This is a genomic window from Hydrogenophaga soli, assembly GCF_054777695.1.
In genome coordinates this window covers 397105-419501 of the sequence record NZ_BAAHAK010000002.1, presented here as the reverse complement: position 1 = coordinate 419501, position 22397 = coordinate 397105, and the positions used below count along the sequence as shown (strand labels likewise).

The window sequence follows — 22397 nt, the reverse complement described above, 5'->3', positions numbered from 1 at the left end:
TCAAATGACCTCCAACTCCGCGTTCAAGGCCCCCGCGGCCTTGATGGCCTGGAGGATGGCCAGCAGGTCTTGCGGCGTGGCCCCCAGGGCATTGAGTGCCTTGACCACGTCGCTGAGCTGAGCCCCGGCCTGCATCTGGATGAGGGCGCCGGGCTCCTGCTGAATCTTGATGTCGGCCCGTTCGGTCACCACCGTCTGGCCGCCGGTGGAAAACGCATTGGGCTGGCTGATGACCGGGGTGGCGCTGATGCTGACCGACAGGTTGCCGTGGGCCACGGCCACCGGGTTCAGGGTGACGGCCTGGTTCAACACCACCGAGCCGGTGCGGGCGTTGACGATCACGCGAGCGGCGGGCACGGTGTTTTCAAGGCGCAGCTCTTCCAACTCCGCCAGGAAGGCCACGCGGTTGACGCTGGCAGGCATTTGCAACTGCACGGTGCGCCCGTCCACCGCCACCGCCGTGCCATCACCCTTGGCGCGGTTGATGGCCTGGGCCACGCGGTTGGCGGTGGCGTAATCGGCACTGTTCAAGCCCAGCGTCAGGGTGTCGCCATTCAGGAACGGGGTGGGCACCGAGCGCTCCACCTGGGCACCCTGGGGCACGCGCCCGGCACTCAGGTGGTTGACCTGCACCTTGCTGCCGCCCCCGGAGGCCCCGGCCCCGCCCACGATCAGGTTGCCTTGGGCAATGGCATAAATTTCGCCGTCCAGGCCCTTGAGTGGCGTGGAAATCAGCGTTCCACCGCGCAAGGACTTGGCGTTGCCGATGGACGACACCGCCACGTCCACCATCTGCCCGGGCTGGGCAAACGGCGGCAACTGCGCGGTGACCAGCACCGCCGCCACGTTTTTCATTTGCGGGGTGATGCCCGCGGGCAAGGTGATGCCCAACTGCTGCAGGTAATTGCCCAGCGACTGGCTGGTGTACTGCATCTGGTTGGTCTGGTCCCCCGTGCCGTCCAGGCCCACCACCAGGCCATAACCGGTCAATTGGTTGGTGCGAACGCCTTGAACGGCGGCCACTTCCTTGATGCGCATGCTCTGGGCCGCAGCCACCGAAGGCCAGGCCACGGACACCGCGGCGCTGGCCGCCAGCACGCCCATGGCCGCCACCGCCCGCCCCAGACGCACCAAAGCCAGCCCGAGGCCCGTGCGCCCGGCTGGCTGGTGTTGGATGGTTGGGAACATGTCGGCACTCCTTGTCGGTTTCAGACCGATGCGAAAGGAGTCGCATCAGCCTGTTCGACAAGTTTGCCGAGAACTAAAACGGCAGAACGCTCAAAAAGAACCTTGAAAGCCAGCCAATTTGCTGTGCCTCGGCCTGCTGCCCGCGACCCCGCGACTGAATGCGGGCGTTGGCCACCTGGGTGGAGTTGACGACGTTGCCGGGGCGGATGTGGCGCGGGTCCACCGTGCCCGAAAACTGCAACACGTCCACATGCTGGTTGATGCCCACCTGCTTTTCGCCCACCACCACCAGGTGTCCGTTGGGCAGCACCTCCATCACCGTGGTGCTGATGGTGCCCTGGAAGGTCTGGTCGTTGGCGGTGTCGCCCGCGCCCTTGAAGGTGTTGGAGCTGTCGGCGCTGGCCCCCAGCTTGCCCAGCAGCGAGGCGTTGCTGCCCACGATGGGCAGCGCCGTGACGCCACTGTCCACCGCCCCGGTTTTGCTCACGTTGGACGTGGACTTCTGCGTGGCAGACACCCGCTCTTCAATGACGATGGTCAGGCTGTCACCCACCAACCGGGCCCGGGGGTCTTCAAACCCGGGGCGGTAGCTGGCGGCCTGGAACAGGCTGCCCGTGGCCGGGCGGGCCGCCACCGCTTGTTGCTGCTGGTTGACCTTGCGCCAGTCGATGGGCGCGGGCTCGGCCAAGTCCACCTTGGGCGTTTCCTGCAGCGACGCACAGGCCGACAGGCCCATGGCCAACCCCAACGCCAGGCCCAGCCGCCGACAAGCGGGGATTGAAACTACATTTTTAATAGCAAACATATCAACACCTAAAAGCGCTATATGCCAAAAATTCAATCAAAGTTGACCCAGCTTTTGCAGCATCTGGTCCGAGGTCTGGATGGCCTTGGAGTTCATCTCGTAAGCGCGTTGCGTCTGGATCATGTTGACCAGCTCCTGCACCACGTTCACGTTGGACGACTCCAGGTAGCCCTGCAGCACCGGCCCCAGGCCGTTGGCCCCGGGGGCGCCGGTTTGCGGCGCGCCGGACGAAGCCGTTTCGGTGTACAGGTTCTGCCCGCGGGGCTCCAGCCCGGCGGGGTTGATGAACGACGCCAGCTCCAGCTGCCCCACCACGGTGGGTGCCGGGTTGTTGCCCTGCACCACGCTGATCTGCCCGGTGTTGGAGATGGTGACGCTGCGCGCATCGGCCGGGATGGTGATGCCCCCGGACAGCAGGTAGCCCCCGGAGGTGACCATCTGTCCCTGCGAGTTGACCTGGAATGCGCCGTCGCGGGAGTAGCCCGTGGTGCCATCGGGCATCTGCACCTGGAAAAAGCCGTTGCCGTTGATGGCCACGTCCAGGTTGTTGCTGCTTTGTTGCAGGTTGCCCTGGGTGAAGGTGCGACTGGTGGCCACGGTGCGCACCCCCAGGCCCAGCTGCAAGCCGGTGGGCAGTTGCGTCTGCTCGGAACTGGCCGCGCCGGACTGGCGCAGGTTTTGGTAGATCAGGTCTTCGAACACCGCCTGGCCGCGTTTGAAGCCGTTGGTGGACACGTTGGCCAGGTTGTGCGAAATCACGTCCAGCTGGGTTTGCTGGGCCTGCATGCCGGTCTTGGCGACCCACAGTGAGTTGATCATGGTGAAGACTCCTTCTCAGCGATGATGCCCGTTCGGCATCAGCCCATTCCCAGCAATTGCGCCGCGGTTTGGTCGTTTTTCTCAGCCGTTTGCAGCAACTTCATCTGCTGCTCGAACTGGCGGGCCACCTGGATCATGCCCACCATGGCCTCGATGGGATTGACGTTGGAACCCTCCAGCGCACCGTCCTGCATGCGGGCGTTGAGGTCGGCATTCAAAGGCCCGTTGGCCGAGCGGAAGAAACCGTCTTCGCTGCGCGTGAGGCGTTCGTCCTCGTTGGGGGTGACCAGCTTCAGGCGCCCGATGGCCTGGGGACGCTCGGTGCCCACACGGGCGGTGATGGTGCCGTCGGCACCGAACTGCACCTGTGCCCCCTGCGGAATGCTGATGGGTGCGCCGCCGGTGTCCAGCACGGGCAAGCCCTGGGGGTTGACCAGGTTGCCGTCCTGGGTCACTTCCAGGGCACCGGCCCGGGTGTAGGCCTCGGTGCCATCCAACCCTTGAATGGCGAAGTACGAACCACCGCGGGCCGCCACGTCGAGGTTGCGCCCGGTCATGGTGATGGGCCCCGGCTTGTCCAGGTGGCCCGCCGTGGCCTCCAAGGCAAACACGCGGGTGCTGGCCCCCGAGCCCTCCAGCGGCACCGAACGGTGCGTGGACAACTCGGCCCGAAAGCCGGGTGTGGACACGTTGGCCAGGTTGTTGGACAGGGCCTGTTGGCGCGCCATGGCCGCATTCGCGCCCGAGGCGGCAAGGTAAATGATGCGGTCCATGGTGTGGTGTCCTCAATGCGTTGCCGCCGGGGTCAGCGGATGTTGACCAGGGTGGTCATCACCTGGTCCTGGGTCTTGATGGTCTGCGCGTTGGCCTGGTAGGAGCGCTGCGCCACGATCATGTTCACCAGCTCAGCCGTCAGGTCCACGTTGGACTCTTCCAGCGCACCCGCCCGGATCTGGCCAAACCGCCCTTCCAGCGCGGCCCCGTCGATGGGGTCGCCCGACGAGGCACTGGCCAGCCAATACCCGCCGTTGACCGCGGCCAAGCCCTGCGGGTTGCGGAAGCGGGTCAGCGCCACCTGGCCTGCCCCGAAACTTTCGCCGTTGGAGTAGTTGGCCGTCACCACCCCGGCTTCGCTGATGGAGATGTTGGTCAACTCACCGGCGGCGTAGCCGTCCTGGTTCAGGTCGAACACCGAGAAGTCCGAGCCGTACTGCGTGAGCGTCCAGCCCTTGGTGGCGTCGCCAAACGACATCTTCACGTCGGTCAACGTGGCGCTGGGAATGCCCAAGGCAATCGTGTCAGCCGGGATGGTGAACTGTGCCGGCACCGACGCCGCCACGGGTTGACCGGCGTAGGTGGGTGGCACAGCCAGCAGGTTGTCCACCGAGTTGAAGCTGACCGAGGTACCGGCCGACATGGCCAGCAGGTTCTTGCCGCCATCCACACTGGCACGCACCTGCCAGGTGTTGGGCACCACCGGGTCTTTGATGAAGTACATCTGCACCGGAATGGCGTTGCCCAGCGAGTCGTACACATTGATGGAGGTGCCGTACTTGCGCTGCTCGGCGGTCAGGGCGTGTGTGGCGGGCGCCACCGGCCCGGTGCCTGCTGCCGGAATGGCGGTGGACGACACCGGTGCCCGGGAGTCCAGGTTGGCCGTGGCCACGATGTCCGTGGTCACCTTGGGGGCCACCGTGGCCCCGGTGGGCAGCTTCAGGTCACCCGTGGTCACCCCGGCGCGCACGCCTTTGGTGTCGGTGGGGTAGCCCTGGAGCTTGGCCCCGTTGTTGGTGATGATGTAGCCGTCGGAGTTGAGCTTGAATTCGCCGTTGCGGGTGTAGGCGGTGCTGCCATCGGTCAGCGTGGTCTTGAAGAAACCTTCACCGTTGATGGCCATGTCCATGGTGCCACCCGTGACCTTGATGTTGCCCTGGGTGAACTGCTGCGCAATGGCCGCCACCGACACACCGATGCCCCCGTTGCTACCGCCTGCGGCCCCCAGCGCACTGGCGTACATCTCCGAAAACTCGGCGCGCCCGGCCTTCATGCCCGTGGTGTTGGCGTTGGCAATGTTGTGCCCGATGACATCCAAGTTCTTGGATGCGGCGTTCAGTCCGGAAAGTCCTGTTCCAAAGCCCATGATTGACTCCTGTAGGTTGTGTGAAGGGGGTGCGGGGGCTCAGCGGTAGCCCAGCACATCCGTGTACGCGAAGGTCTTTCCCGTGGCCGAGGTGAGCGACAACGTGCCGTCTTTCATGCCCACCGACGAAATGGCCTGCAAACTGATGTTCTTGACGGCCACGGTCGCGGTGCCGTTGGTGGCCGTCACCTTGAAGCTGGCCACCTTGGCGGGGTCCACCCCGGTCAGGGGCACCTCGAAGAAGTGCTGTCCGGCGGTCTGTGCGCCCATGTCCACCGTCCCCAGGATGTCGCCGCCCTTGCCCAGGATGTCGACCTTGACGCTGTTGGCGGCCTTGGTCAGCTCCAGGCCGCCATACGCTTTTTCGTTTTCCACCGTGGGGGTGTTGCCTTCGATCATGGCCACCTTGCCAATCAAGGACACCCCTTGCAAGGCCTGCAGGTTGCCGAACTGGGTGGCCATGGCCGCCATGGTCTTGTTGAGCTGCTCGATGCCGCTGACGGTGTTGATCTGCGCCATCTGGCTGGTCATCTGGGCGTTGTCCATGGGGTTCAACGGATCCTGGTTCTTCATCTGAGCCACCAGCATCTTCATGAACTTGTCCTGCATGGAGGACGCATCGGTCTGGTTCTTGTTCTTGGCCTTGTCGGCGTTGTAGGCGTCGATCTGGGCACTGCTCAAGGGTGAGGCGAACATGGCTTATTCCTTTCACTGGCCCATTTGCAGGGTCTTGAGCATCAGGCTCTTGGCGGTGTTCATCACTTCCACGTTGTTCTGGTAAGAGCGCGATGCCGAAATCATGTTGACCATCTCCTCCACCGGGTTCACGTTGGAGTGCGTCACATACCCTTCCGCATCGGCACTGGGGTGGTAGGGGTCGTGCACCTTGCGAAACGGGGCGTCGCTTTCGTTGATGGTTTTCACCTTCACCCCCGCGGTGCCCGGGTCGTTGCCGGGCAGACTTTGGAACAGCACCTGACGGGACTTGTACGCCTTGCCGTCCGGACCGGCCACCGCATCGGCGTTGGCCAGGTTGCTGGCCACCACGTTGAGTCGCTGGGCCTGTGCGCTGATGGCACTGCCTGACACCCCGAAAATGTTGAACATGGACATGTGAAACTCCTGCAAACGTGCGGTCACTGCCCCGTGATGGCACTCAACATGGTTTTGACGTGGCTGTTGATGAACCGCAACGTCGATTCGTAGCGGATGGCGTTGTCGGCAAAGTTGGCCCGCTGCTGATCCAGATCCACACTGTTGCCGTCCAGGCTGGGCTGGGTCTGCACCGTGTAGGCCATCGGGCTGCCGATCAACCCCGATGTGCTGGTCAATGTCAGGTGCCCTGTGGCGGTCTGCGACATCTTGGGAGCCGTCGCCCCCGACAGCGCATTGCGCAACGCCGCATTGAAATCAATGTCCCGCGCCACGTAACCGGGCGTGTCCACGTTGGCAATGTTGCTGGCCAACACCTGCTGGCGTGCTGCGCGCAGCTGCAAGGAATTGGACAACGTGTCCAACCGACCTGTCATTTGCTCCAGCATGGCGTGCTCCGTGCAAGGGTTGAGGTGCCTGTCCATCACACCCGCCAGAGACACCTTGAAACTGGCTGGTGAATCGATTATGGAAATCTTGAGGGTCAGCGATCCACGGATAAGGCACCCAATCCCCCCCCTTTTCCACCCCCCAAACCACACCGGAAAACCTACAGTCCAAACACCGTGAACGCGATACACCCGCTTGGAGGCCCCATGACCGCACACCCCCCCTCCATCAAGCCAGGCACCGTGTGCCGTGCACTGGCCATCGCTGGCCTGCTGCTGCCGTTCACCTCGCACAGCCAATCGCTGGACCACTTCGCGCGCGAATGGGTCGATCAGGCCATGGCCAGCGCCCCAACCAGCCAGGGAGGCATCACGCTCCGTCCCGAAGTGGTGATGGGCACCTTGGACCCCCGCCTCCAACTCGCACCGTGTGCCCGGGTGGAGCCCTACCTCCCCAGAGGCACGCAACTCTGGGGACGCAGCCGCATCGGCCTCAAATGCGTCGAGGGCCCTGTGGCCTGGAATGTGTTCCTGCCCATCACCGTCAAGGCCTGGGGCCCGGCGTGGGTGGTCAAACGGACAGTTCCAGCCAACACCCCCGTCACCCTGGCCGACGTGGAACAGGTGGCTGAAGTCGACTGGGCGGACCATCGGTCTGCCGTGTTGCCTCAGCTGGAACAATGGCAGGGCATGCTGGCGGCCTACACCTTGACACCCGGCCAACCCCTCAGGGAAAACAGCGTCCGCGCCCCCCAAGCGTTCGGGGCGGGCAGCCAAGTCAAAATTGTGGCGACGGGCCCTGGCTTCCAGTTGACGGCCAGTGGTCAAGCCATGACCACCGGTTATGTGGGGCAGGTCGCCCGGGTCAAGCTTGAAAATGGCAAGGTGCTGACCGGCAAAGTGCGCCCCGAGGGCAGTGTTGAAGTAAATATTTGATAGCATCCGGTTCATGCCATGTATGAACCGGACCACAAATAGGCTGGGTTTCTGCTTTTTTTTGAGCGATCGGGGTTAAAGTTTGGCGAAATCCCGCCGATAGTCTTTCCAAACCGCCCTGACGAGGGCTTGGAGAGTGCCATGAAACTTGACCTGATGTCCGAAATTCAGACTGGTACACCCCCAGCGGGTGCAACCAAGCCTGCGGAACGTCCTGCACCCAGTGGTGCAACGGGCGCAGGTCGTTCCACGTCCCGCAGCAACAGTGCCTCATCCACCGCAACGGGGGTCACGGTCACGTTGTCTGCACAAACGCAGTCTTTGTCCGCCCCCGGAACCAGTGAAGTGGTGGACACCGGCAAGGTGGAAGCCATGCGCTCTGCCATCCAGAGTGGCAGCTTCAAGGTCAATGCCGAAGCCATTGCCGACAAGCTGCTGTCCAACGCCAAGGAAATGCTCACCGCCGCTCGCCGTTGATGGCGTCACCACGGTATCCTCAGGGAATGCCAACGTCCGCAACACCACCCAGCGCGCTTTTTCAAACCCTCTCAGGCCTGCTGGATGGCGTGCAGGCCGCGCTTCTGCAGCAAGATGCCGATCAGGTTGAGCACGCCTGCAAAGCCCTGATGCAAGGGCTGTCGGCCGAGTTGAGCCCGCAGTCAAAAACCACCATCACCCGCGCCATGACAGGGGCCGAGGCCGAGTCACTGGCCAGCCGCTTATCGTTGCTTCGCCAAAGTCTTGCACAGCTGTCCGCCGCCAATGGCCGACAGCTGTCGGTGTTGCTGCCGGAGCAGTTGCCCAGCGCCTATGGTGGCAAATCGGCCTTCGGCTCTCCCAACCGATTCACCCACCTCAAGTCCTACCAAGCCTGAGTCCGATCACTCCAACGGCAGGAAATCCGTCTGATAGGTCCGTGAACCCACCTGCACGGGCTGCTGGTCCCCTTTGCTTTGGCGCATGGCCTGAGCAAACGCGGCAAGTTCGTCTGCCCCGATGGGCTCCACAGAGAGGCGACGATCCTCCAGCACGGTGTCCGGGAACCCATCCTTGCCACCGTCGGTGGCACGCCGGGTGGGCACAGGTCCGTCCCAGCTGGGCGGAACGGCGGGTTTGGGACCGGTCGGCCGTCGACGATCCGCCACCGGCACCGGAACCGCTGGAGCTGGCGCATCCAAGCTCTGCCGCTCAATGCGCCAATACACATTGGTCACTTTCACGCGGTAGCGGGTGGCCGCAGCATGGGTGATCTGGGCCTCCATGGCATTCCACTCCCCTGAGGCCTCCAACACCCGACCTGCAGACGGCGCCAACAAATCCACCATGACCGCATAACGATGCCCGCGTTCATCCAGGCGGGCCACGTTGAGGCGATACGCCAGCGGCGGCACACCATGGCTGGCCAACACCTCCCGGATGGACTCGAACACCATTTCCCGACGGAAGATCATGCGCTCTTCCAGGGTCATGAGTTTTTGTCCGGGCGGTGGCTCCTGTGCCACGACCGGTGCGCTTGACGACTTCACCCCCAGCAACCGCTTCAGCCAATTCACTTGAGACATTCGCGCCCCCTCCGATCACACACATCACCGGCACACCGCCGTCATGCGAGTGTAAGATGCCCAGCCCCCCTGCCCCGAACCCTCAACTGGAAACATTGCCCTGGTGGAACCTCTTTTGCCTTTCGTCAAAGCCCTGGCCATCGTGCCCTTGACGTTGCTGCCCATCATCAACCCCCTGAGCGGGGCGCCCGTGTTCATGACCACCACCGGTGGGCATGCCGCGGTGATCAAGCCGCTGGCCCGGCAAGTGGCCATCAACTGCTTTGTGGTGCTGGTGGTGTCCATGCTGGTGGGCACCTATGTCCTGGACCTGTTTGGCATCTCGTTGCCCATCGTCCGACTGGGGGGTGGGCTGCTGGTGGCCACCACCGGCTGGCGGATGTTGAACCACCAGGACAGTGACGATGTGAGGGCTGCCGTGGCCCACCAGACTGAAGTCGGGCTGACCGAGGTCGACATTGTTCGCCGGAGTTTCTTTCCCATCACCTTTCCCCTGACCACCGGACCGGGTTCCATTGCCGCCGCCATTGCGCTGGGGGCGAAACTGCCCAGCACACCCGCTTTGTATGTGGTGGGGGCGTTCGTGGCGCTGCTGGGAGCCGCCATCACCGCCGGTGTGATTTACCTGGTCTACAGAAACTCGGCCCGCCTGCTGGCGCACTTTGGCGAAATCGGCACCCTGGTGATGATGCGCCTGTCGGCATTTGTGCTGCTGTGCATCGGCATTGAAATCATGTGGACGGGCTGGACCGAGCTGAACGCACTGACCACCAACTGACGAGGCTCCACATGCACGCTGCGCCCCCAATGCCCATCCGGCAAAACGCCGTGCGTTCGTTCACCCACTCGGCCTTGTTTCCCGCATCAGCCCCCATCAAACGACATTGGACAAAACGCTTGGTCGTGACGCTGGCCTGCTTGGTCGCGGCGGTCCCCGGTTTGGCGGAGCAGGTGGGAGAAGTCACCACCGTGTTCAAATTTGTCGGCGCCAACCACAAGATCGTGGTCGACGCCTATGACGACCCCAAGGTCAACGGCGTCACCTGTTACGTCTCGCGGGCCAAGACTGGCGGACTGGCGGGCACCTTCGGCCTGGCCGAAGACAAGGCCGAAGCCTCCATCGCCTGCCGCCAGGTGGGCCCCATCTCGTTCACCGGCAAGCCGCTCAAGGTGCAAGAAGATGTCTTCAGCGAGCGCATTTCACTGGTGTTCAAGAAGCTCACCGTGGTTCGCATGGTGGACCCACGGCGCAACACCCTGGTGTACCTGACCTATTCTGACCGCCTCATTGAAGGTTCACCTCAGAACAGCGTCACCGCGGTGCCGTTGGACGCCTCCATCGTCATTCCCCTGAAATGAAAATCCCCCGGTCAGTGGGTTCACCGACCGGGGGATTGAAGCCTGACCACCGTCAGACCTCCGCCGCCATCAACGCGGCACCATGAACACCGCCTTTTCACGGACGCCGTGCGGATCGTCCCCGGTGCTCTTCACTTCAAAATGGATGGGATAGGTGCCCGGCTGCTCGGTCCCCGGAGGAACCTGCACACGCACGGCCACGGCGCGCACTTCGGTGGGCAGAACCTCCACCTGAGTCTCGGCGTCTGACCCCATTCGCAGCCCCGGCAAGCCTTCCACCGAAATGCTGTAGCGCTGCGTGCTTTCGGTCGCATTCATCACCTGCAAACGGTAGATGTTCTCGACATAGCCCTGGTCCACGATGCGCGCCAGAGCCCCGCGGTCACGGATCACATCGACCTTGAGCGGCACGCGCAGGTAGAGGCTGATGCCCAGCGCCACGCAGATGCCCGCCAGAATGCTGGTGTACACCAGCACCCGTGGCCTGAAGGCCCGGCGGATCATCTGGGCCGTGTTCCACCCGTTGTTCATGCCGTTCTGGGTGGAATACTTCACCAAACCACGGGCATACCCCACCTTGTCCATGACTTCGTCGCAGGCGTCGATGCAAGCACCGCAGCCAATGCACTCGTACTGCAGGCCCTTGCGAATGTCGATGCCCGTCGGGCAGACCTGAACACACGCATTGCAGTCCACACAAGCCCCCAGACCCAAGGCCGCAGAGTCGGCCCCCTTCTTGCGCACACCGCGCGGCTCACCGCGCTTGGTGTCGTAGGTGACGATCATGGTGTCCTTGTCGAACATCGCGCTCTGGAAGCGTGCGTACGGGCACATGTACTTGCAAACCTGTTCGCGCATGAAACCCGCGTTGCCGTAGGTTGCAAAGCCGTAGAAGAACACCCAGAAGGTCTGCCACGGCCCCAGGCTGGCGGCCAACGTCAGCTCTGCCAACTGGCGGATGGGGGTGAAGTAGCCCACAAAAGTGAAGCCCGTCCACAGGGCGAACAGCACCCACAACGCGTGCTTGGCCGTTTTGCGCCCGAATTTGCCCACGGAAAGATCGCTTTTGTCCAGACGAATTCGTGCTGCGCGATCACCCTCCACCTTGTGCTCAATCCACATGAAAATTTCGGTGTACACCGTCTGCGGGCAGGCGTAGCCACACCACAGCCGCCCGGCCACCGCGGTGAACAGGAACAACGCCAAGGCAGAAATGACCAGCAAGCCCGTCAGGTAGATGAAGTCCTGCGGATACAGCACCAACCCAAAGATGTAGAAGCGACGCGCCTCCAGGTCGAACAGCACCGCCTGCCGACTGTTCCAGTCCAGCCAGGGCAAGCCGTAGTACACGATCTGCGTCAGCCAGACCAAGGCCCAACGCCATTTCGAAAACAAGCCATGCACGGCCTTGGCATAAATGGCCTGACTGGACTGGTAAAGGGAAATCAGAACTTCCTTCTGGTCGTCAGGCTGCTCACTGCCTGACGTCGGAGACGGGGGAACTTGGGTCATGGTGGGGTCTGTCAAAAGGGGAAGTGGCCCGATTCTTTCCAATTTCCGTGCCAGACACGGTCGATCAGATCAAGGAAGGGGCGAATGCACGGTATTTTCGGCGAACAACGGCACTTGAAGCCTTAAAACCCGTCGGAGGTCAGGACAGAAGTGCCATCCCATGCAGCTGTTTACCCCCTCTGGCCCACGCCAGACTGACAACAATGGCAGTTTGACTGCCAGAGCCGTTTTCAGACGTAGCCCACCACCGGGGGGCGATGACGGATGTGCAGCGCCAGCCCCAGGGCATCCATGTGAGCCCCCTCCCGGCTCAGGATGGCGTGGGCCAGAGGCAAATAGCTGGACTCTTCACCGCGGGCATGCGCTTGGTAACGAGACACCAATTGGGCCAACGCCTCGGCGGGCAGTTCCACCTCCTGCCCCTTGGCCACCCGTTTGAGCGCGGGCTGAACCTGCTGCCACAGGGCCTCCAGCTCGCGGTGCTCGTGGGTGAGGGTTTGCGCCAACTCAACCATCCGTGCGCGTTCGTCTCCGGCAGCGGCGGCCGCTTCCACCGCCGGGAAGAGGGCCCGCTCTTCCTCTTCATGATGCTCATACATCACCAACTCGAAAAACCCCAACATCTCCTGCGCTGCGACCCGGGCTTTGGCGGCCGCTTCCACCCAGGCAGGCAGCTCGTGAAGCACAGACAACTTGCTCAGGATGCCCGCATGGCAGTTGGAGAAGTCATTCAAAGGGGTCTGGTCGGCGGCTGAGTGGGTGATGTTGTTCATGGTAGGGCTGACAGAGGGTTGAAAAATCGCAATTCATGCACCCCCAAAGTCTCCGTTCCCGCCGCCGTCAATGGCCTTGATTCACATCAAGCCTGCGCCACTGCTCCACCGCTTGAAGGGTGTTTTCCACGTGACGGTCCGGGCTGAGGCTGCTGTACACGTAAACGATTTTTCCCTGCGGACTGATCACGTAGGAGATGCGATCGGCCGTGTTCGGCATGATGAACAAGCCTGCGTCGTACAACTTGACGATGCGAGCGCCTTCGTCCGCGGCCACCATGAACTTGTTGCGGCACGCCTCGACCGAGAATTTCTTGAGGGTGTCGATGGTGTCGTTGGACACCCCCACCACCGTGGCGCCCAGGGCCGCAAATCGGTCTGTGGCTTCGGCAAAGTTGTGCGCCTCGATCGTGCAGCCCGAGGTGAAGGCCTTGGGGTAGAAGTACAGCACCACGGGCCCCTTCTTCAGGGTCTGGGCCAGCGAAAACGGCATGGCCTGGCCTGCCAGCGCGGCTTCGGTGCTGAAGTCCGGGGCGTCTGCACCCACCTTCAGCGCGGCCTGCGACGGCAGGGCAAAACCTGCGGCCAACACACACGCCAACACCCGTTTGAACCAGTCCATTGTGTTCATGCGGTTAATCTCCTGCAAAAGTTCCATCATCCCACCGAACCTTGATTGAGCACGCCACCATGATCATTGAAGTTGCCGACATCAGCATCCACCCCGAACAGCACGACGCCTTCAAAACGGCCATTGCCCACGGCGTCAAAACCGTGCTGTCTCAATCCAAGGGGTTTCTGGGCCACCAAATCCTGGCCGGGCATGAGAACCCGGGCCGCTTTGTGCTGGTGGTGAAGTGGGCCACCCTGGAAGACCACAACATCGGCTTCAGGGAGTCCCCCGCCTTTGCCGAGTGGCGCGGCATCATCGGCCCGTACTTTGCCAAGGCCCCGCATGTGGAGCACTTCCACCTGAGCGACCAAAGCTGAGGCCTGGCCGCGCAGCGCTCAGCGAGGGTCGTCCACCTTCATGTTGGACTTGACCACCTGGGCCAAAGCCGCAAAAGCCTTTTGCCGTTGCTCAGGCGACATGCGGGCCAGTTGGGCCTTGAATTCAGCCAGCGCAGCCAGTTGGCTTGAGCCTGCCGGTTGAGTCGGCGCGGGCGAAGGGGGCGGGGACTTGGGTTCCATGGACGGACTCGACAGGCAGTGAGATCCGCACAGTATCCACCGCAGGGGCGTCGGTGTCGAAACGCCCTGCCGACACCGCCCAAAAAACAGGCAAACTGTTTGCACCTCAAGCGGGACGCGGGTCCGGCACATCCATCCTCACCCTGTCCCCAACTTATCCACAGAGTTGGTCCCGAATGCCTGGGATAAGTTGAAAACCTACAGCCAACCCCAGATGCGCCGAATCCAGTGCGGCAGCGTCAGCACCTGGCCGGGACGGTAGGTCTGGCGATATTGGTCGTGCAAGCGCATGGTGAACTCCATCAAAGGCTGTTGTTACAAACAGTGTATGAATTTACAGTCCTCATGACAAGCCCTGGCCGCCGTTGGGGTGGGCGTCAGGCCCAGTCTGTGGCCGACGCAGTTGCGCCGCAGCGGTCTGTTCGGCCTGTACCCGGGCATCGGGTCGGCGCAGGTCACCCGTCAGCACCGGAAACGACGGCAGCGCCAAGGTGTCGGGGCGCTCGTTCAGGTCCAGGTCCAGCGTGTGGTTGACCGTCAACACGGCAGACAAGGCATGCGACTGCGTCTGCGGCGATTCATGGGTGTCCGCGTGCTGCGCCGCGTCCGGGTGCGGTACCCCCGCGGCAGGTGCACCCGCAGTTTTGCGGGACAACGACAGTGTGTTCAGCGGCTGGCGGGGCGCCACCGCCCCGGGTCGGTGCCCAGGCGAACGTTTCAGGGGCGGCAAACGCTCTGACGCCTGCGACGCAGGCAACGACGGGTGTGCGTGATCGTCGGTCTTTCGGCCCCGTGATGCCGTGGTTGTGGCGTCAACGCCGCCATCGGGCGGCGCTGCGGGTGGGGTGCAGGGCATCAGCGCGGGCATTCGTGTTCCTCTTTGCGCCAGCATGGGACACACCCACCCCCTGCACACCGAGGTTCACGAAGCGGGGTTGCACCACTATTCTGGGTAATTAAAGTTGTAAACACAGGCCCAGCATCCATGCGGGTTCCAGGCGATCGATTCTTGCGGTTTGCCGACTAAAGTCGTAAACACCCAGAGTTACTTCCACGCCTGAGCGTTCTTGCACGTGGGAATGTCCACCAGCAGATCCGGCGCGTAGATAAGGGCGGGAATCGGGCCTGAAGGCCCCGCGAACTGCCCAAATGGGGGCGCGAGAGGCCAAAACATCCAAACAACTGAGTCGTTTAGTGCCCCATGGCAAATTTCGACAGCTTGTTCAGCGTTGACCTAAGATTTGCTCCAAGGACGATGGATCGCACGCCATACCCATACCAAGGGAGCAAAGTAGTTCCGAACTGACTGTTTGGCAACATTACAAATGTTCATGTTGCCATGCGTACCTTTGCCTGCGTCAATACGCAACACAATCTCAACAGGCATGAGAGCCCTCCCTCCTGCATCAGCCACCACTAGGGAAGGTCTGCACAACACCCGCCGCGGCGTGAGTTGGTGCACTTGATGTCAGATGGCGGAGATTTCAGCATCTCGAGGGCCGTTTCAAGGCTGATTTCCCCCCATTTCGCGGCCCTTTGCCGCATTTGGACGCACTCATCCCCGCATCTCTTGCAGCAACGTGTGCCGCACCATCCACAGGTTGGACAGCGCGAACAGCGTGTGCAACTGCGCCGTGTTCTTGAGCAGGCCCCGGTAGCGCACCTTCACATGCCCGAACTGGCGCTTGATCACCCGGAACGGATGTTCAACCTTGGCACGGATGCGTGCTTTGACCTGCTCCAGCTGGTCCAGGATCGCACCCCTCGGCGAGCTCTTGTCCAGCGCCTTACGGTTGCCCGGTCGCATCGCCACGTACCAGTTGACGTCGAGTCCTTGGGTCTCTGTTCGCTTGTCCACGCCCTGGTAGCCCGCGTCGGCAAAGACATCCGTTTCCTCTCCGTGCACCAGTGCATGCGCCTGCGTTACGTCGTTGACGTTGGCCCCCGTGCCCACCACCGTGTGCACCAGGCCCGAGTCCGCATCAACGCCAATGTGGGCTTTCATTCCGAAGTGCCACTGGTTGCCCTTCTTGGTCTGGTGCATCTCGGGGTCTCGTTCACCGCTGCTGTTCTTGGTGGAACTCGGGGCCGCAATCAAGGTGGCATCGACCACTGTGCCGCTCTTGAGCAGCAGGCCCTTGGCGGCCAGCGTGGCGTTGACGGTGGCCAGGATCTGCAAGCCGAGGGTTGTGGGCTTCGAGCAGGTGGCGGAACCGAAGGATGGTGCTTTCGTCGGGGTAACTGTTCACCCCCCTCCCGGAGATGCCTCAGAAACAAGCTGAAGGGTGAAGATGGACGTGCTCAGGCACCAAGGAAGGCGGGTGGACGCTCTGCAACCAAGCCGTCATGCATTGGCCCATGTACTCAAAGCTGGAGAGGCCCTGCATCGCACAGGTCTGCACCGTGGACATGGCCGTCTCCCAAAACCGCATGCCCCGCCCTGATCGGGTGCAATACGAAATCTTTCGCTTGAGCACCAATGGCCTGAGCGCTTGCTCGGCCGCATTGTTGGTCGGCTCCACCAAGGCATTGCGTGTGAACATCCAAAGGGCATCCCACACCTTGATGAGGTTGGCGCAGGTGTTGGCCGTTTTGCTGCATGCGCTTTGGCCAGCCCCCAAGGTCAGCAGGCTGTGCATGCGCTTTTGCAGCCAGGCGGTGTGCTTGCCATCGAGCTTGTCCCGGCCCCGCCAGCGAAACAGCACATGCCCGTAAGTGCCCAGGCGTTTGCCGATTTGTCCTGCCTGGCCTGATCGCCCGGCCATGCGCTCGAAGTCGCGCAGCAAATGCGCCCAGCACACCTGGCGTTGTTGCAATGGCAGGTAGTTGTAGGCGGCGTAGCGGTCACTGACCAGGATGAAGTCAGGCCGCTCACCCAAAATGGCCTTGGCCGTGCTTTGACCGCGTGAGGGATCGATGGTGAACTTCACGCCCCAGTCACTGGCTTGAACCCAGGTCCACAGGGTGTGGGCATGGCTTTGGTGGCGGGTTTCGTCGGCATGGCACACAGGCACATGCCGCAGTTGGGCCTGGAGTTGGTGCACGGGGGCCTGGAGCCCTTGGGCCACCAGTCCGTGGGCTTGTGAGATGGCCCCCAGGCTGAAACGCATGCCCATGATGTGCGCCAGCACGGCCTGGACTTTGCGCTGGGTGAGGTGGAATTGGCTGGCCAGCGTGCCCACCAAGGCCAAGGCCCTGGGGCCCAGTTGCCCGCTGGGCACACCCACCGGCAAGGGGGCATGGTGTTTGCGTCCACAGGCGGTGCACACGCCACGCAACCTCACGTAGTCGGTGACGATGGGCTGGATCTGCGGCAGCTCGAACACCTGGTGGTGCATGGCGCTGTCCTGGCTTGCATCGGCCTGGATGGCTCCACCACAACCACAGTGAGGGGCCACTTCGCACACGACCACCTGGTGCACCTCGTCCTGGGGCAGCATGGCGCGGTGGCTGCCTTTGTGTCCTGGTTGTCCTCCGGCTTTCTTGCCGCTTCTGGGGCGCTGGCGTGGTGCGGGTGGTGTGCCGGGGCCGTCGCTGGAGGGGGCTTGGAGGAATTGCGGGAGTTGAGCTTGAGTCGTTCTTCCAACTGGCTCAGCCTCTGGTGCTGCTCCAGCATCGAATCCCAGAGCTTGCCTATGAGTTCATGGCAGGCATCCACGCTCTGCGGTAGCTCGGACGGCGGGGGCTTTGGTGGTTCGGAGGGCACGGGTCTCTACTGCTTGCTCTGGTTGATGACCATGCTATCAGTTTTGAAATCCCGTCCACCGGGCTGGGGGGGGTGAACAGTTACTTCGTCGGGCAGACTGTCCTCACCAGCATCCAGCCCCACGAACTCTCGAAACAGCGCCATGTCGTACAGCGTTTCTTCCATTGCAGGGTCCGAGAGGTTGAACCACTGGCAAGTGCTTGGCCAGACCCTGAACAAGGCCGTGCGCATCGGGACCCAGAGCGGCCAGCGCAAAGCGCCTGAGGGGCAACCCAAGCTTTATGCCTGGCACGCCCCGGAGGTGGACTGCATTTCAAAAGACAAGAGACACTACTTGGTTGCGCTATGCTGACATCTGTTCGATGGATTGAGAGATTTGCCGGTAGTACGTTCAGAGTGCCTTGACTTCTTGGTCTGAGCGTGGGGCCTGATATCCAGGAGCCAGCAGTGCGTTGCTTGCGCCGTAGAGCGCGAGCGGGTCGCGCAGCCATAGGGCGTACTCAAGACCACGCAGGTGGTGATCCGACGAACAGTCCACGGACCAGCGACGAAGCATGTACCCGGCGTTGGCTGCTCTGACGCGGACTCGAAGCACGCCATCCTCCGGGAACTCGTAATCCATTTTCACGATTTCCGGGCGGGGATACTCGGGGTGGGGTACTAGCTCCAGTTCAATGATGCGGCTCCATTGCACATCGAACTCAGCCGTCTCTTCGCGCTGAACGGAGCTGTCCTCAATAACTACAGGTTCGTCCATTCGAGTGAAAACGAAGTCGCGGAACTGCTTGTGTCTCCGGTCGAAGGCCCGGACGTGCCAGCGAATGCCTGTGTCTACCAACGCAAGAGGAACCAGCTCGCGTTCTGTGTGACCGCTGTCGATGGACGTGTAGCCGAGGCGCACAGCTTTGCCGCGGTTGATAGCTCGAGTGATGGGGGCCAGCACCGACATCTTCGGCAGGCTCAATGCGTTCGGAACCTCGCACCTCAGCATGGCTTGCGCCTCATCGCCTAGGAGCTCCCCCACCCCTTCTCCGTAGCCCTGCGTTAGGGCCGTAAGGACTCGACGAGGGTGGTGCTCAAACAGCGGTTTGAAGGCAGGGGTAGGCCGATAGACCTTATCGGAACTGTCCAATTCGAGGTTTTCAGGTGCAACTTCCCGGTAGAGCGCAATGTCCCGCGTAGCGCCGGCAGGGCCAGTGCCGAAGCGGTCAACAACGTCGGCTCGCCGGAGCTCGCCCAGAAAGTACAGCTTGAAGTCAATATGCGACAGCCGTTCCCGCTGCGTCTTGGTTAAGTCGGCGAGGAACTGCGCTCGCCGGTCAAGATTTTTTGCCATCCCCGCATCATAGAAGACGCGACATAAGAGGACCAGAAAAATATACCATTATCATCAATTTGATGAGATATACTGAGCACGATCGAAACATGAGGTCGCAATGGCAAAAAACAATCCGTCCGGCGACGGGTACCGAATCGGCGCTGCGCGCGAGCGCAACCAGAATGTCACGCCCTCGGGGCACCACGTCAAGCGTGATACGCAGACGGGGAGCTTCATGGACGTGAAGGCTGACAAGACGCCTTTCAAGGGCGTCCGGCGCGAAAAGAAGTGAGCCGACCATGCTCGAACGTCTGACCGATTACTTCATCACCAAGCCAAGGTACCTCGTCACGATTGGGGCAGGACTGGTGAGTGCTGGCGGTTTCCTCGCGATCGCTGGCCTCGTAGGGCGGGTAGCAACCACAGGTGCATCGGCCGTTAAAAGGCTGGGCGGCAGCATGCAAGCCGAGGTCGCGCTGTCAGATGTGCTGCCCGGCTACCTCAGCGTCTGGATGCCGGAGAGTGCGCATGGCTTTGCTGTAGCGATGCTGTTGCTAATTGCAGGCTTGATTGCGTCTCGCACAGGACGCGTCTACGAGCGCTACCTGAGCAACTGACGCCTTTTTTGAACGACAGCCCTACCGCCGACCTCCTCATGAACCGAACCGGCTACTTCCCTCGCGCTATTCGCAAAGTCACTGCCTCAGCGTCGGCTCGCTTTACGTACCTGGCAGAAGCCATCGCGAGGGCCTTCGAGCCCACGGCCACACAACTTCAGGAGCTTGAGCGGGCCTATAAAGCGACTGGCGAGTACCTCATCGACTGCATTGAATTCGAAGGGTTAGTGGAACAGGTACACGCACAGGGTTCCCGCCAAATGGGAACCATCGTCCGGCCTATGGAAGCGAACCGCGAGGGCTTCGACATTGACCTTGTGGTGCGATTGTCCAAGGCCGCGCTCGTCAGATATGGCGGCCCCGGCGGTGCGGCGCTGTTGCTCGAGCACTTGTATGTCGTATTGAAGCGCTATGCCGAGCGGCATGGACTTGCCATCGAGCGATGGGAGCGGTGCGTGACGCTCATCTACTCGGGCGGCATGCGAGCCGACTTTGCCCCGGTCATTGACGACCCGCGGCATGGGCTTCCTCATGGCGAGTACCACGGGCGGATCCCTGATCGCGAGCGCAAGAACTATCTTTCGACCAATCCGAAGGGATACTGCCTGGGATTCGATGCGGCTGCAGAGGTGTCGCCAGTTTTCCGGCTTTCTGAGGCCCTGACTGCGAATTTTGCACAGGAGCGCAAGGCTGATCTCGTGCCGCTACCCGAGGCGGATGAGGTATTTGCCCGTCTTCTGAGCAGGTTCGTCCAGTTGGGGAAGGTGCACCGCAACATTTCATTCGGAGAACTGGAGGCAGGTTCAGATATTGCACCGACGTCGGTCTTTCTGACGAGCCTGTTTGCGAAAGCGTACGCCATCTTGGCGCCGCAGCCGCACGATGGTCCTCTGGATTTGTTCTTCGACATCGTGGAGCTCCTGCCGGAGCTGTTTGAGCGGGAGGTTCTCCAGTCCGGCAAAGAAATCTGGATGTTGATGAACCCGTGTGCGCAGGCTGACAACCTTGCCGCCTCCATGAACGAGTCGAAACGCCAGCAAGCGTTTTCTCAATGGCAGCAGAAGTTCATGGCCGACCTCGACGGCTTGTTGGTTGCCATTGAGGGCAACCAGGGACTTGACACCGTATCGAAGGCAGTGGAAAACGCGTTCGGCCCGCGAGCGAAACAGGCTGTTCTGGAGCGTAGCGCACAACGACGTGAGAGTCACCGGGCGTTGAAGCAGTCCGGCTTTGTGGTTGCAGGTGCGGCGTCGGTCGTCACCCTGGCGCGCGCCCACACCTACTTCGGAGGGCCCGCCGATTGAGGCCGTCGCCGCGTCTTCCAAGACTTGCCCTGCGCCACGCGGAATTGAAAGCACTGCGGTGGCCAGAGTCGACGCTGGAGTTTGTCCAGGGCCGAGAGCTCCGATTCAGATTCAAAGTGGCGCCGACACCAATGGCCAGGGTTTATCAATGTCTTTTAAAGGTTTACCCCACCGACTTTCCTGAGTTGATGGTGATGAACCCGGACCCAAAGGAGCTCGCGGTAGGTCGGACGCTTCCACATGTCTATCCGCATGAAGGGCCGGGGACCAAGTTGTGCCTTTGGCTCCCAAGGACGCACGAATGGGTACACCAGATGCGCTTCAGCGATACCTATCTGCCCTGGGCCGCTGAGTGGCTTGATTACTTCGAGGAATGGCTCGCGACGGATGTTTGGTCGGGCGGGGGTGAGCATCCAGAGCCCAAGACAAGGAGGTGGGGGCGGCGACCACCACTCATCCTGAACGCCGTAGCCACCTCCCAAAAACACTGAATAGGGAAGGACCACCAATGACCGCCGAGCATCGAATCGACATCGAGCAGAACAAGCCCGAACGACTGGAACTGTTGCGCGCGCAGCGGCGCTTCTATTCCCGCGCGAAGAACTATCAAAACTTCGTGGCCATCACGGCGCTGCTGCTACCGTTGCTGGGCATTTTGTTCGGCGCAGAGTTCCCTGCAATCCGGCCCTATCTTGGCTTCGCGTCTATTGCCCTACTGCTTCTTGATGTGGCGGTCCTCTCGCCGAAGCAGCGTGCCAATAGCAAGGCGGGAGCCAAGGTTCAGGAGCAGTTCGACACCGAGGTTTTGAGGCTGGACTGGAACAAGTTGGTCGCTGGTAGCCGCGTTGACCCTGAAGAGCTGCGTGCAATTACGTCAGGCCAGATGTCCGACAAGGAGAAGAAGGAACTGAAAGACTGGTACGACGGTGCCATCTCTCGTCTGCCGTTGCCGGTGGGGCGGCTCCTGTGCCAACGAACGAATGTGGTCTACGACTTGCGGGTACGCCGAATGTATTCAGGGGCACTCTTTTTCATTGCGGGTCTTCTGGTTGCAGTGCTGCTGGCCGTTGGCCTGTACCACGGACTCAAGGTCGACCAGCTCATCATTTCAGTGGGGCTTCCCGTCTTGCCGCTGGCCAGTTTTGTTCTGCGGGAATACCGCAAACAGGAGGACACCATCGAGTCGTTGACGACGCTGAAGGATGAAATTGAGAAGGTTTGGGACAAAGCTCTCGCTGGCGCTTCGACGGGGGACCTGACGCTGAGCTCGCGCGCATTGCAAGACGCCATCTACCGACACCGCGCGAGCAACCCACTGGTGTTCGATTGGCTCTACAACCGGCTTCGTAAGAACTCCGAAGCGGAGGCCAAGCAAGCAGCTGAGACGCGTGTGGCCGAAGCTGTGAGCAAGCTAACCCTGTCGGGGGTCTGATGAAGCTGCACGAACACTTCAGCCTCCCCGTTGAACCGAAGGAAGGGTAAACACAGGTGCCGCGCATCGGGCGGGCCCGGCGTGACACGCAAATGCCCCCTGGCTGCGCACTGGCGGGATTGCGCATTGCGCTAGCCCAGCCGAAGCGCAAAATGGCCGTAGCCAACGCTCCGTTTCTGCAACGCAGCGAAGTC

25 protein-coding genes and 4 pseudogenes are annotated in these 22397 nt (G+C 61.9%); 10 read left to right on the top strand and 19 right to left on the bottom strand.

The window, feature by feature from the left end:
* The 8 genes from ACYVB7_RS05075 to flgB form a co-directional block, all read right to left on the bottom strand.
* Entirely contained in the window at positions 1-1104 is a 1104-nt protein-coding gene (locus ACYVB7_RS05075) for a flagellar basal body P-ring protein FlgI (RefSeq protein WP_460505709.1), read from the bottom strand.
* 157 nt (positions 1105-1261) lie between these two features.
* Positions 1262-1993 (bottom strand): flagellar basal body L-ring protein FlgH, encoded by a 732-nt coding sequence (locus ACYVB7_RS05070; RefSeq protein ID WP_460505507.1) that lies wholly within the window; start codon positions 1991-1993, stop codon positions 1262-1264.
* 36 nt (positions 1994-2029) lie between these two features.
* Positions 2030-2812 (bottom strand): flagellar basal-body rod protein FlgG, encoded by a 783-nt coding sequence (gene flgG, locus ACYVB7_RS05065; protein WP_460505506.1) that lies wholly within the window; start codon positions 2810-2812, stop codon positions 2030-2032.
* A 38-nt stretch (positions 2813-2850) separates the two neighbouring features.
* Positions 2851-3585, bottom strand: coding sequence for a flagellar basal body rod protein FlgF (gene flgF, locus ACYVB7_RS05060; RefSeq protein WP_460505505.1), 735 nt, complete (start codon positions 3583-3585; stop codon positions 2851-2853).
* A gap of 32 nt (positions 3586-3617) precedes the next feature.
* The gene (flgE, locus tag ACYVB7_RS05055) at positions 3618-4952 is read right to left on the bottom strand and encodes a flagellar hook protein FlgE (RefSeq protein ID WP_460505503.1); all 1335 of its coding nucleotides are present in this window, start codon (positions 4950-4952) and stop codon (positions 3618-3620) included.
* 39 nt (positions 4953-4991) lie between these two features.
* Positions 4992-5648, bottom strand: coding sequence for a flagellar hook assembly protein FlgD (locus ACYVB7_RS05050; RefSeq protein ID WP_460505502.1), 657 nt, complete (start codon positions 5646-5648; stop codon positions 4992-4994).
* 12 nt (positions 5649-5660) lie between these two features.
* Positions 5661-6065: a flagellar basal body rod protein FlgC gene (gene flgC / locus ACYVB7_RS05045; RefSeq protein ID WP_460505501.1), complete on the bottom strand. Its 405-nt coding sequence runs from the start codon at positions 6063-6065 to the stop codon at positions 5661-5663.
* A 23-nt stretch (positions 6066-6088) separates the two neighbouring features.
* Positions 6089-6493 carry a flagellar basal body rod protein FlgB gene (gene flgB, locus ACYVB7_RS05040; protein ID WP_460505499.1) on the bottom strand — a complete coding sequence of 135 codons (405 nt, stop codon included), beginning with the start codon at positions 6491-6493 and terminating at the stop codon, positions 6089-6091.
* 207 nt (positions 6494-6700) lie between these two features.
* On the opposite strand from flgB, the gene flgA reads away from it, so the two are divergent.
* The 3 genes from flgA to ACYVB7_RS05025 all read left to right on the top strand — a co-directional run bounded on the left by flgA (position 6701) and on the right by ACYVB7_RS05025 (position 8304).
* Positions 6701-7429, top strand: a complete 729-nt coding sequence (gene flgA, locus ACYVB7_RS05035) for a flagella basal body P-ring formation protein FlgA (RefSeq protein ID WP_460505498.1) — start codon at positions 6701-6703, stop codon at positions 7427-7429.
* 141 nt (positions 7430-7570) lie between these two features.
* A complete protein-coding gene (gene flgM, locus ACYVB7_RS05030; protein ID WP_460505497.1) occupies positions 7571-7906 on the top strand; it encodes a flagellar biosynthesis anti-sigma factor FlgM in 336 nt (111 codons plus the stop codon).
* Between the two features lie 89 nt (positions 7907-7995).
* Positions 7996-8304, top strand: a complete 309-nt coding sequence (locus tag ACYVB7_RS05025; protein ID WP_460505496.1) for a hypothetical protein — start codon at positions 7996-7998, stop codon at positions 8302-8304.
* Positions 8305-8310: 6 nt separating this feature from the next.
* Here ACYVB7_RS05025 and ACYVB7_RS05020 read toward each other — a convergent pair whose 3' ends face one another.
* Positions 8311-8991, bottom strand: coding sequence for a hypothetical protein (locus ACYVB7_RS05020; RefSeq protein ID WP_460505495.1), 681 nt, complete (start codon positions 8989-8991; stop codon positions 8311-8313).
* 115 nt (positions 8992-9106) lie between these two features.
* On the opposite strand from ACYVB7_RS05020, the gene ACYVB7_RS05015 reads away from it, so the two are divergent.
* Both ACYVB7_RS05015 and ACYVB7_RS05010 read left to right on the top strand, forming a co-directional pair.
* Complete coding sequence (locus ACYVB7_RS05015) at positions 9107-9769, top strand: MarC family protein (RefSeq protein ID WP_460505494.1); 663 nt, start codon at positions 9107-9109, stop codon at positions 9767-9769.
* Positions 9770-9780: 11 nt separating this feature from the next.
* On the top strand, positions 9781-10350 hold the full coding sequence (locus ACYVB7_RS05010) for a CreA family protein (RefSeq protein WP_460505493.1): 570 nt from the start codon (positions 9781-9783) through the stop codon (positions 10348-10350).
* A 69-nt stretch (positions 10351-10419) separates the two neighbouring features.
* Here the strand turns inward: ACYVB7_RS05010 and ccoG are convergent, their stop codons facing one another.
* The 3 genes from ccoG to ACYVB7_RS04995 form a co-directional block, all read right to left on the bottom strand.
* A complete protein-coding gene (ccoG, locus tag ACYVB7_RS05005; RefSeq protein WP_460505492.1) occupies positions 10420-11862 on the bottom strand; it encodes a CcoG/RdxA/FixG family protein in 1443 nt (480 codons plus the stop codon).
* Between the two features lie 230 nt (positions 11863-12092).
* Positions 12093-12635, bottom strand: coding sequence for a hemerythrin domain-containing protein (locus ACYVB7_RS05000; protein WP_460505491.1), 543 nt, complete (start codon positions 12633-12635; stop codon positions 12093-12095).
* Positions 12636-12702: 67 nt separating this feature from the next.
* The gene (locus ACYVB7_RS04995; RefSeq protein ID WP_460505708.1) at positions 12703-13257 is read right to left on the bottom strand and encodes a peroxiredoxin; all 555 of its coding nucleotides are present in this window, start codon (positions 13255-13257) and stop codon (positions 12703-12705) included.
* A 68-nt stretch (positions 13258-13325) separates the two neighbouring features.
* Between ACYVB7_RS04995 and ACYVB7_RS04990 the strand changes: the two genes are divergently transcribed.
* Entirely contained in the window at positions 13326-13625 is a 300-nt protein-coding gene (locus ACYVB7_RS04990; protein WP_460505490.1) for an antibiotic biosynthesis monooxygenase family protein, read from the top strand.
* 18 nt (positions 13626-13643) lie between these two features.
* Here ACYVB7_RS04990 and ACYVB7_RS04985 read toward each other — a convergent pair whose 3' ends face one another.
* From ACYVB7_RS04985 to ACYVB7_RS04955, 7 genes and pseudogenes are all read right to left on the bottom strand, one after another.
* Positions 13644-13826: a hypothetical protein gene (locus tag ACYVB7_RS04985; RefSeq protein WP_460505489.1), complete on the bottom strand. Its 183-nt coding sequence runs from the start codon at positions 13824-13826 to the stop codon at positions 13644-13646.
* 343 nt (positions 13827-14169) lie between these two features.
* Entirely contained in the window at positions 14170-14694 is a 525-nt protein-coding gene (locus ACYVB7_RS04980; protein WP_460505488.1) for a hypothetical protein, read from the bottom strand.
* A gap of 687 nt (positions 14695-15381) precedes the next feature.
* Positions 15382-16078, bottom strand: a pseudogene (locus ACYVB7_RS04975) (IS5 family transposase); the annotation flags it as partial.
* Between the two features lie 15 nt (positions 16079-16093).
* Positions 16094-17284: pseudogene (gene tnpC / locus ACYVB7_RS04970) on the bottom strand (IS66 family transposase); the annotation flags it as partial.
* A gap of 2 nt (positions 17285-17286) precedes the next feature.
* Positions 17287-17532: pseudogene (locus ACYVB7_RS04965) on the bottom strand (DUF6444 domain-containing protein); the annotation flags it as partial.
* Between the two features lie 75 nt (positions 17533-17607).
* A pseudogene (locus tag ACYVB7_RS04960) lies at positions 17608-17724 on the bottom strand (transposase); the annotation flags it as partial.
* Positions 17725-17923: 199 nt separating this feature from the next.
* A complete protein-coding gene (locus tag ACYVB7_RS04955) occupies positions 17924-18868 on the bottom strand; it encodes a WYL domain-containing protein (RefSeq protein ID WP_460505486.1) in 945 nt (314 codons plus the stop codon).
* A gap of 100 nt (positions 18869-18968) precedes the next feature.
* Between ACYVB7_RS04955 and ACYVB7_RS04950 the strand changes: the two genes are divergently transcribed.
* The 4 genes from ACYVB7_RS04950 (at position 18969) to ACYVB7_RS04935 (ending at position 22203) form a co-directional block, all read left to right on the top strand.
* Positions 18969-19142 (top strand): hypothetical protein, encoded by a 174-nt coding sequence (locus ACYVB7_RS04950; protein ID WP_460505485.1) that lies wholly within the window; start codon positions 18969-18971, stop codon positions 19140-19142.
* A gap of 7 nt (positions 19143-19149) precedes the next feature.
* Entirely contained in the window at positions 19150-19467 is a 318-nt protein-coding gene (locus ACYVB7_RS04945) for a hypothetical protein (RefSeq protein ID WP_460505484.1), read from the top strand.
* A gap of 38 nt (positions 19468-19505) precedes the next feature.
* Positions 19506-20771 carry a nucleotidyltransferase domain-containing protein gene (locus ACYVB7_RS04940; protein ID WP_460505483.1) on the top strand — a complete coding sequence of 422 codons (1266 nt, stop codon included), beginning with the start codon at positions 19506-19508 and terminating at the stop codon, positions 20769-20771.
* A gap of 508 nt (positions 20772-21279) precedes the next feature.
* Positions 21280-22203 carry an S-4TM family putative pore-forming effector gene (locus ACYVB7_RS04935; RefSeq protein WP_460505482.1) on the top strand — a complete coding sequence of 308 codons (924 nt, stop codon included), beginning with the start codon at positions 21280-21282 and terminating at the stop codon, positions 22201-22203.
* Positions 22204-22397 lie beyond the last annotated feature (194 nt).

Excerpts from the sequence above, each read along its gene's own strand:
- flgC (WP_460505501.1), bottom strand. The coding sequence starts at position 6,065 with ATGTCCATGTTCAACATTTTCGGGGTGTCAGGCAGTGCCATCAGCGCA.
- ACYVB7_RS04980 (WP_460505488.1), bottom strand. The coding sequence starts at position 14,694 with ATGCCCGCGCTGATGCCCTGCACCCCACCCGCAGCGCCGCCCGATGGC.
- ACYVB7_RS04950 (WP_460505485.1), top strand. The coding sequence starts at position 18,969 with ATGGCAAAAAACAATCCGTCCGGCGACGGGTACCGAATCGGCGCTGCG.
- ACYVB7_RS05020 (WP_460505495.1), bottom strand. The coding sequence starts at position 8,991 with ATGTCTCAAGTGAATTGGCTGAAGCGGTTGCTGGGGGTGAAGTCGTCA.
- ccoG (WP_460505492.1), bottom strand. The coding sequence starts at position 11,862 with ATGACCCAAGTTCCCCCGTCTCCGACGTCAGGCAGTGAGCAGCCTGAC.
- flgM (WP_460505497.1), top strand. The coding sequence starts at position 7,571 with ATGAAACTTGACCTGATGTCCGAAATTCAGACTGGTACACCCCCAGCG.
- flgF (WP_460505505.1), bottom strand. The coding sequence starts at position 3,585 with ATGGACCGCATCATTTACCTTGCCGCCTCGGGCGCGAATGCGGCCATG.
- flgG (WP_460505506.1), bottom strand. The coding sequence starts at position 2,812 with ATGATCAACTCACTGTGGGTCGCCAAGACCGGCATGCAGGCCCAGCAA.
- ACYVB7_RS04985 (WP_460505489.1), bottom strand. The coding sequence starts at position 13,826 with ATGGAACCCAAGTCCCCGCCCCCTTCGCCCGCGCCGACTCAACCGGCA.
- ACYVB7_RS05050 (WP_460505502.1), bottom strand. The coding sequence starts at position 5,648 with ATGTTCGCCTCACCCTTGAGCAGTGCCCAGATCGACGCCTACAACGCC.
- ACYVB7_RS04935 (WP_460505482.1), top strand. The coding sequence starts at position 21,280 with ATGACCGCCGAGCATCGAATCGACATCGAGCAGAACAAGCCCGAACGA.
- ACYVB7_RS04990 (WP_460505490.1), top strand. The coding sequence starts at position 13,326 with ATGATCATTGAAGTTGCCGACATCAGCATCCACCCCGAACAGCACGAC.
- ACYVB7_RS05000 (WP_460505491.1), bottom strand. The coding sequence starts at position 12,635 with ATGAACAACATCACCCACTCAGCCGCCGACCAGACCCCTTTGAATGAC.
- ACYVB7_RS04940 (WP_460505483.1), top strand. The coding sequence starts at position 19,506 with ATGAACCGAACCGGCTACTTCCCTCGCGCTATTCGCAAAGTCACTGCC.
- flgB (WP_460505499.1), bottom strand. The coding sequence starts at position 6,493 with ATGCTGGAGCAAATGACAGGTCGGTTGGACACGTTGTCCAATTCCTTG.
- ACYVB7_RS04995 (WP_460505708.1), bottom strand. The coding sequence starts at position 13,257 with ATGGACTGGTTCAAACGGGTGTTGGCGTGTGTGTTGGCCGCAGGTTTT.
- ACYVB7_RS04955 (WP_460505486.1), bottom strand. The coding sequence starts at position 18,868 with ATGGCAAAAAATCTTGACCGGCGAGCGCAGTTCCTCGCCGACTTAACC.
- ACYVB7_RS05075 (WP_460505709.1), bottom strand. The coding sequence starts at position 1,104 with ATGGGCGTGCTGGCGGCCAGCGCCGCGGTGTCCGTGGCCTGGCCTTCG.
- ACYVB7_RS04945 (WP_460505484.1), top strand. The coding sequence starts at position 19,150 with ATGCTCGAACGTCTGACCGATTACTTCATCACCAAGCCAAGGTACCTC.
- ACYVB7_RS05010 (WP_460505493.1), top strand. The coding sequence starts at position 9,781 with ATGCACGCTGCGCCCCCAATGCCCATCCGGCAAAACGCCGTGCGTTCG.
- flgA (WP_460505498.1), top strand. The coding sequence starts at position 6,701 with ATGACCGCACACCCCCCCTCCATCAAGCCAGGCACCGTGTGCCGTGCA.
- ACYVB7_RS05070 (WP_460505507.1), bottom strand. The coding sequence starts at position 1,993 with ATGTTTGCTATTAAAAATGTAGTTTCAATCCCCGCTTGTCGGCGGCTG.
- flgE (WP_460505503.1), bottom strand. The coding sequence starts at position 4,952 with ATGGGCTTTGGAACAGGACTTTCCGGACTGAACGCCGCATCCAAGAAC.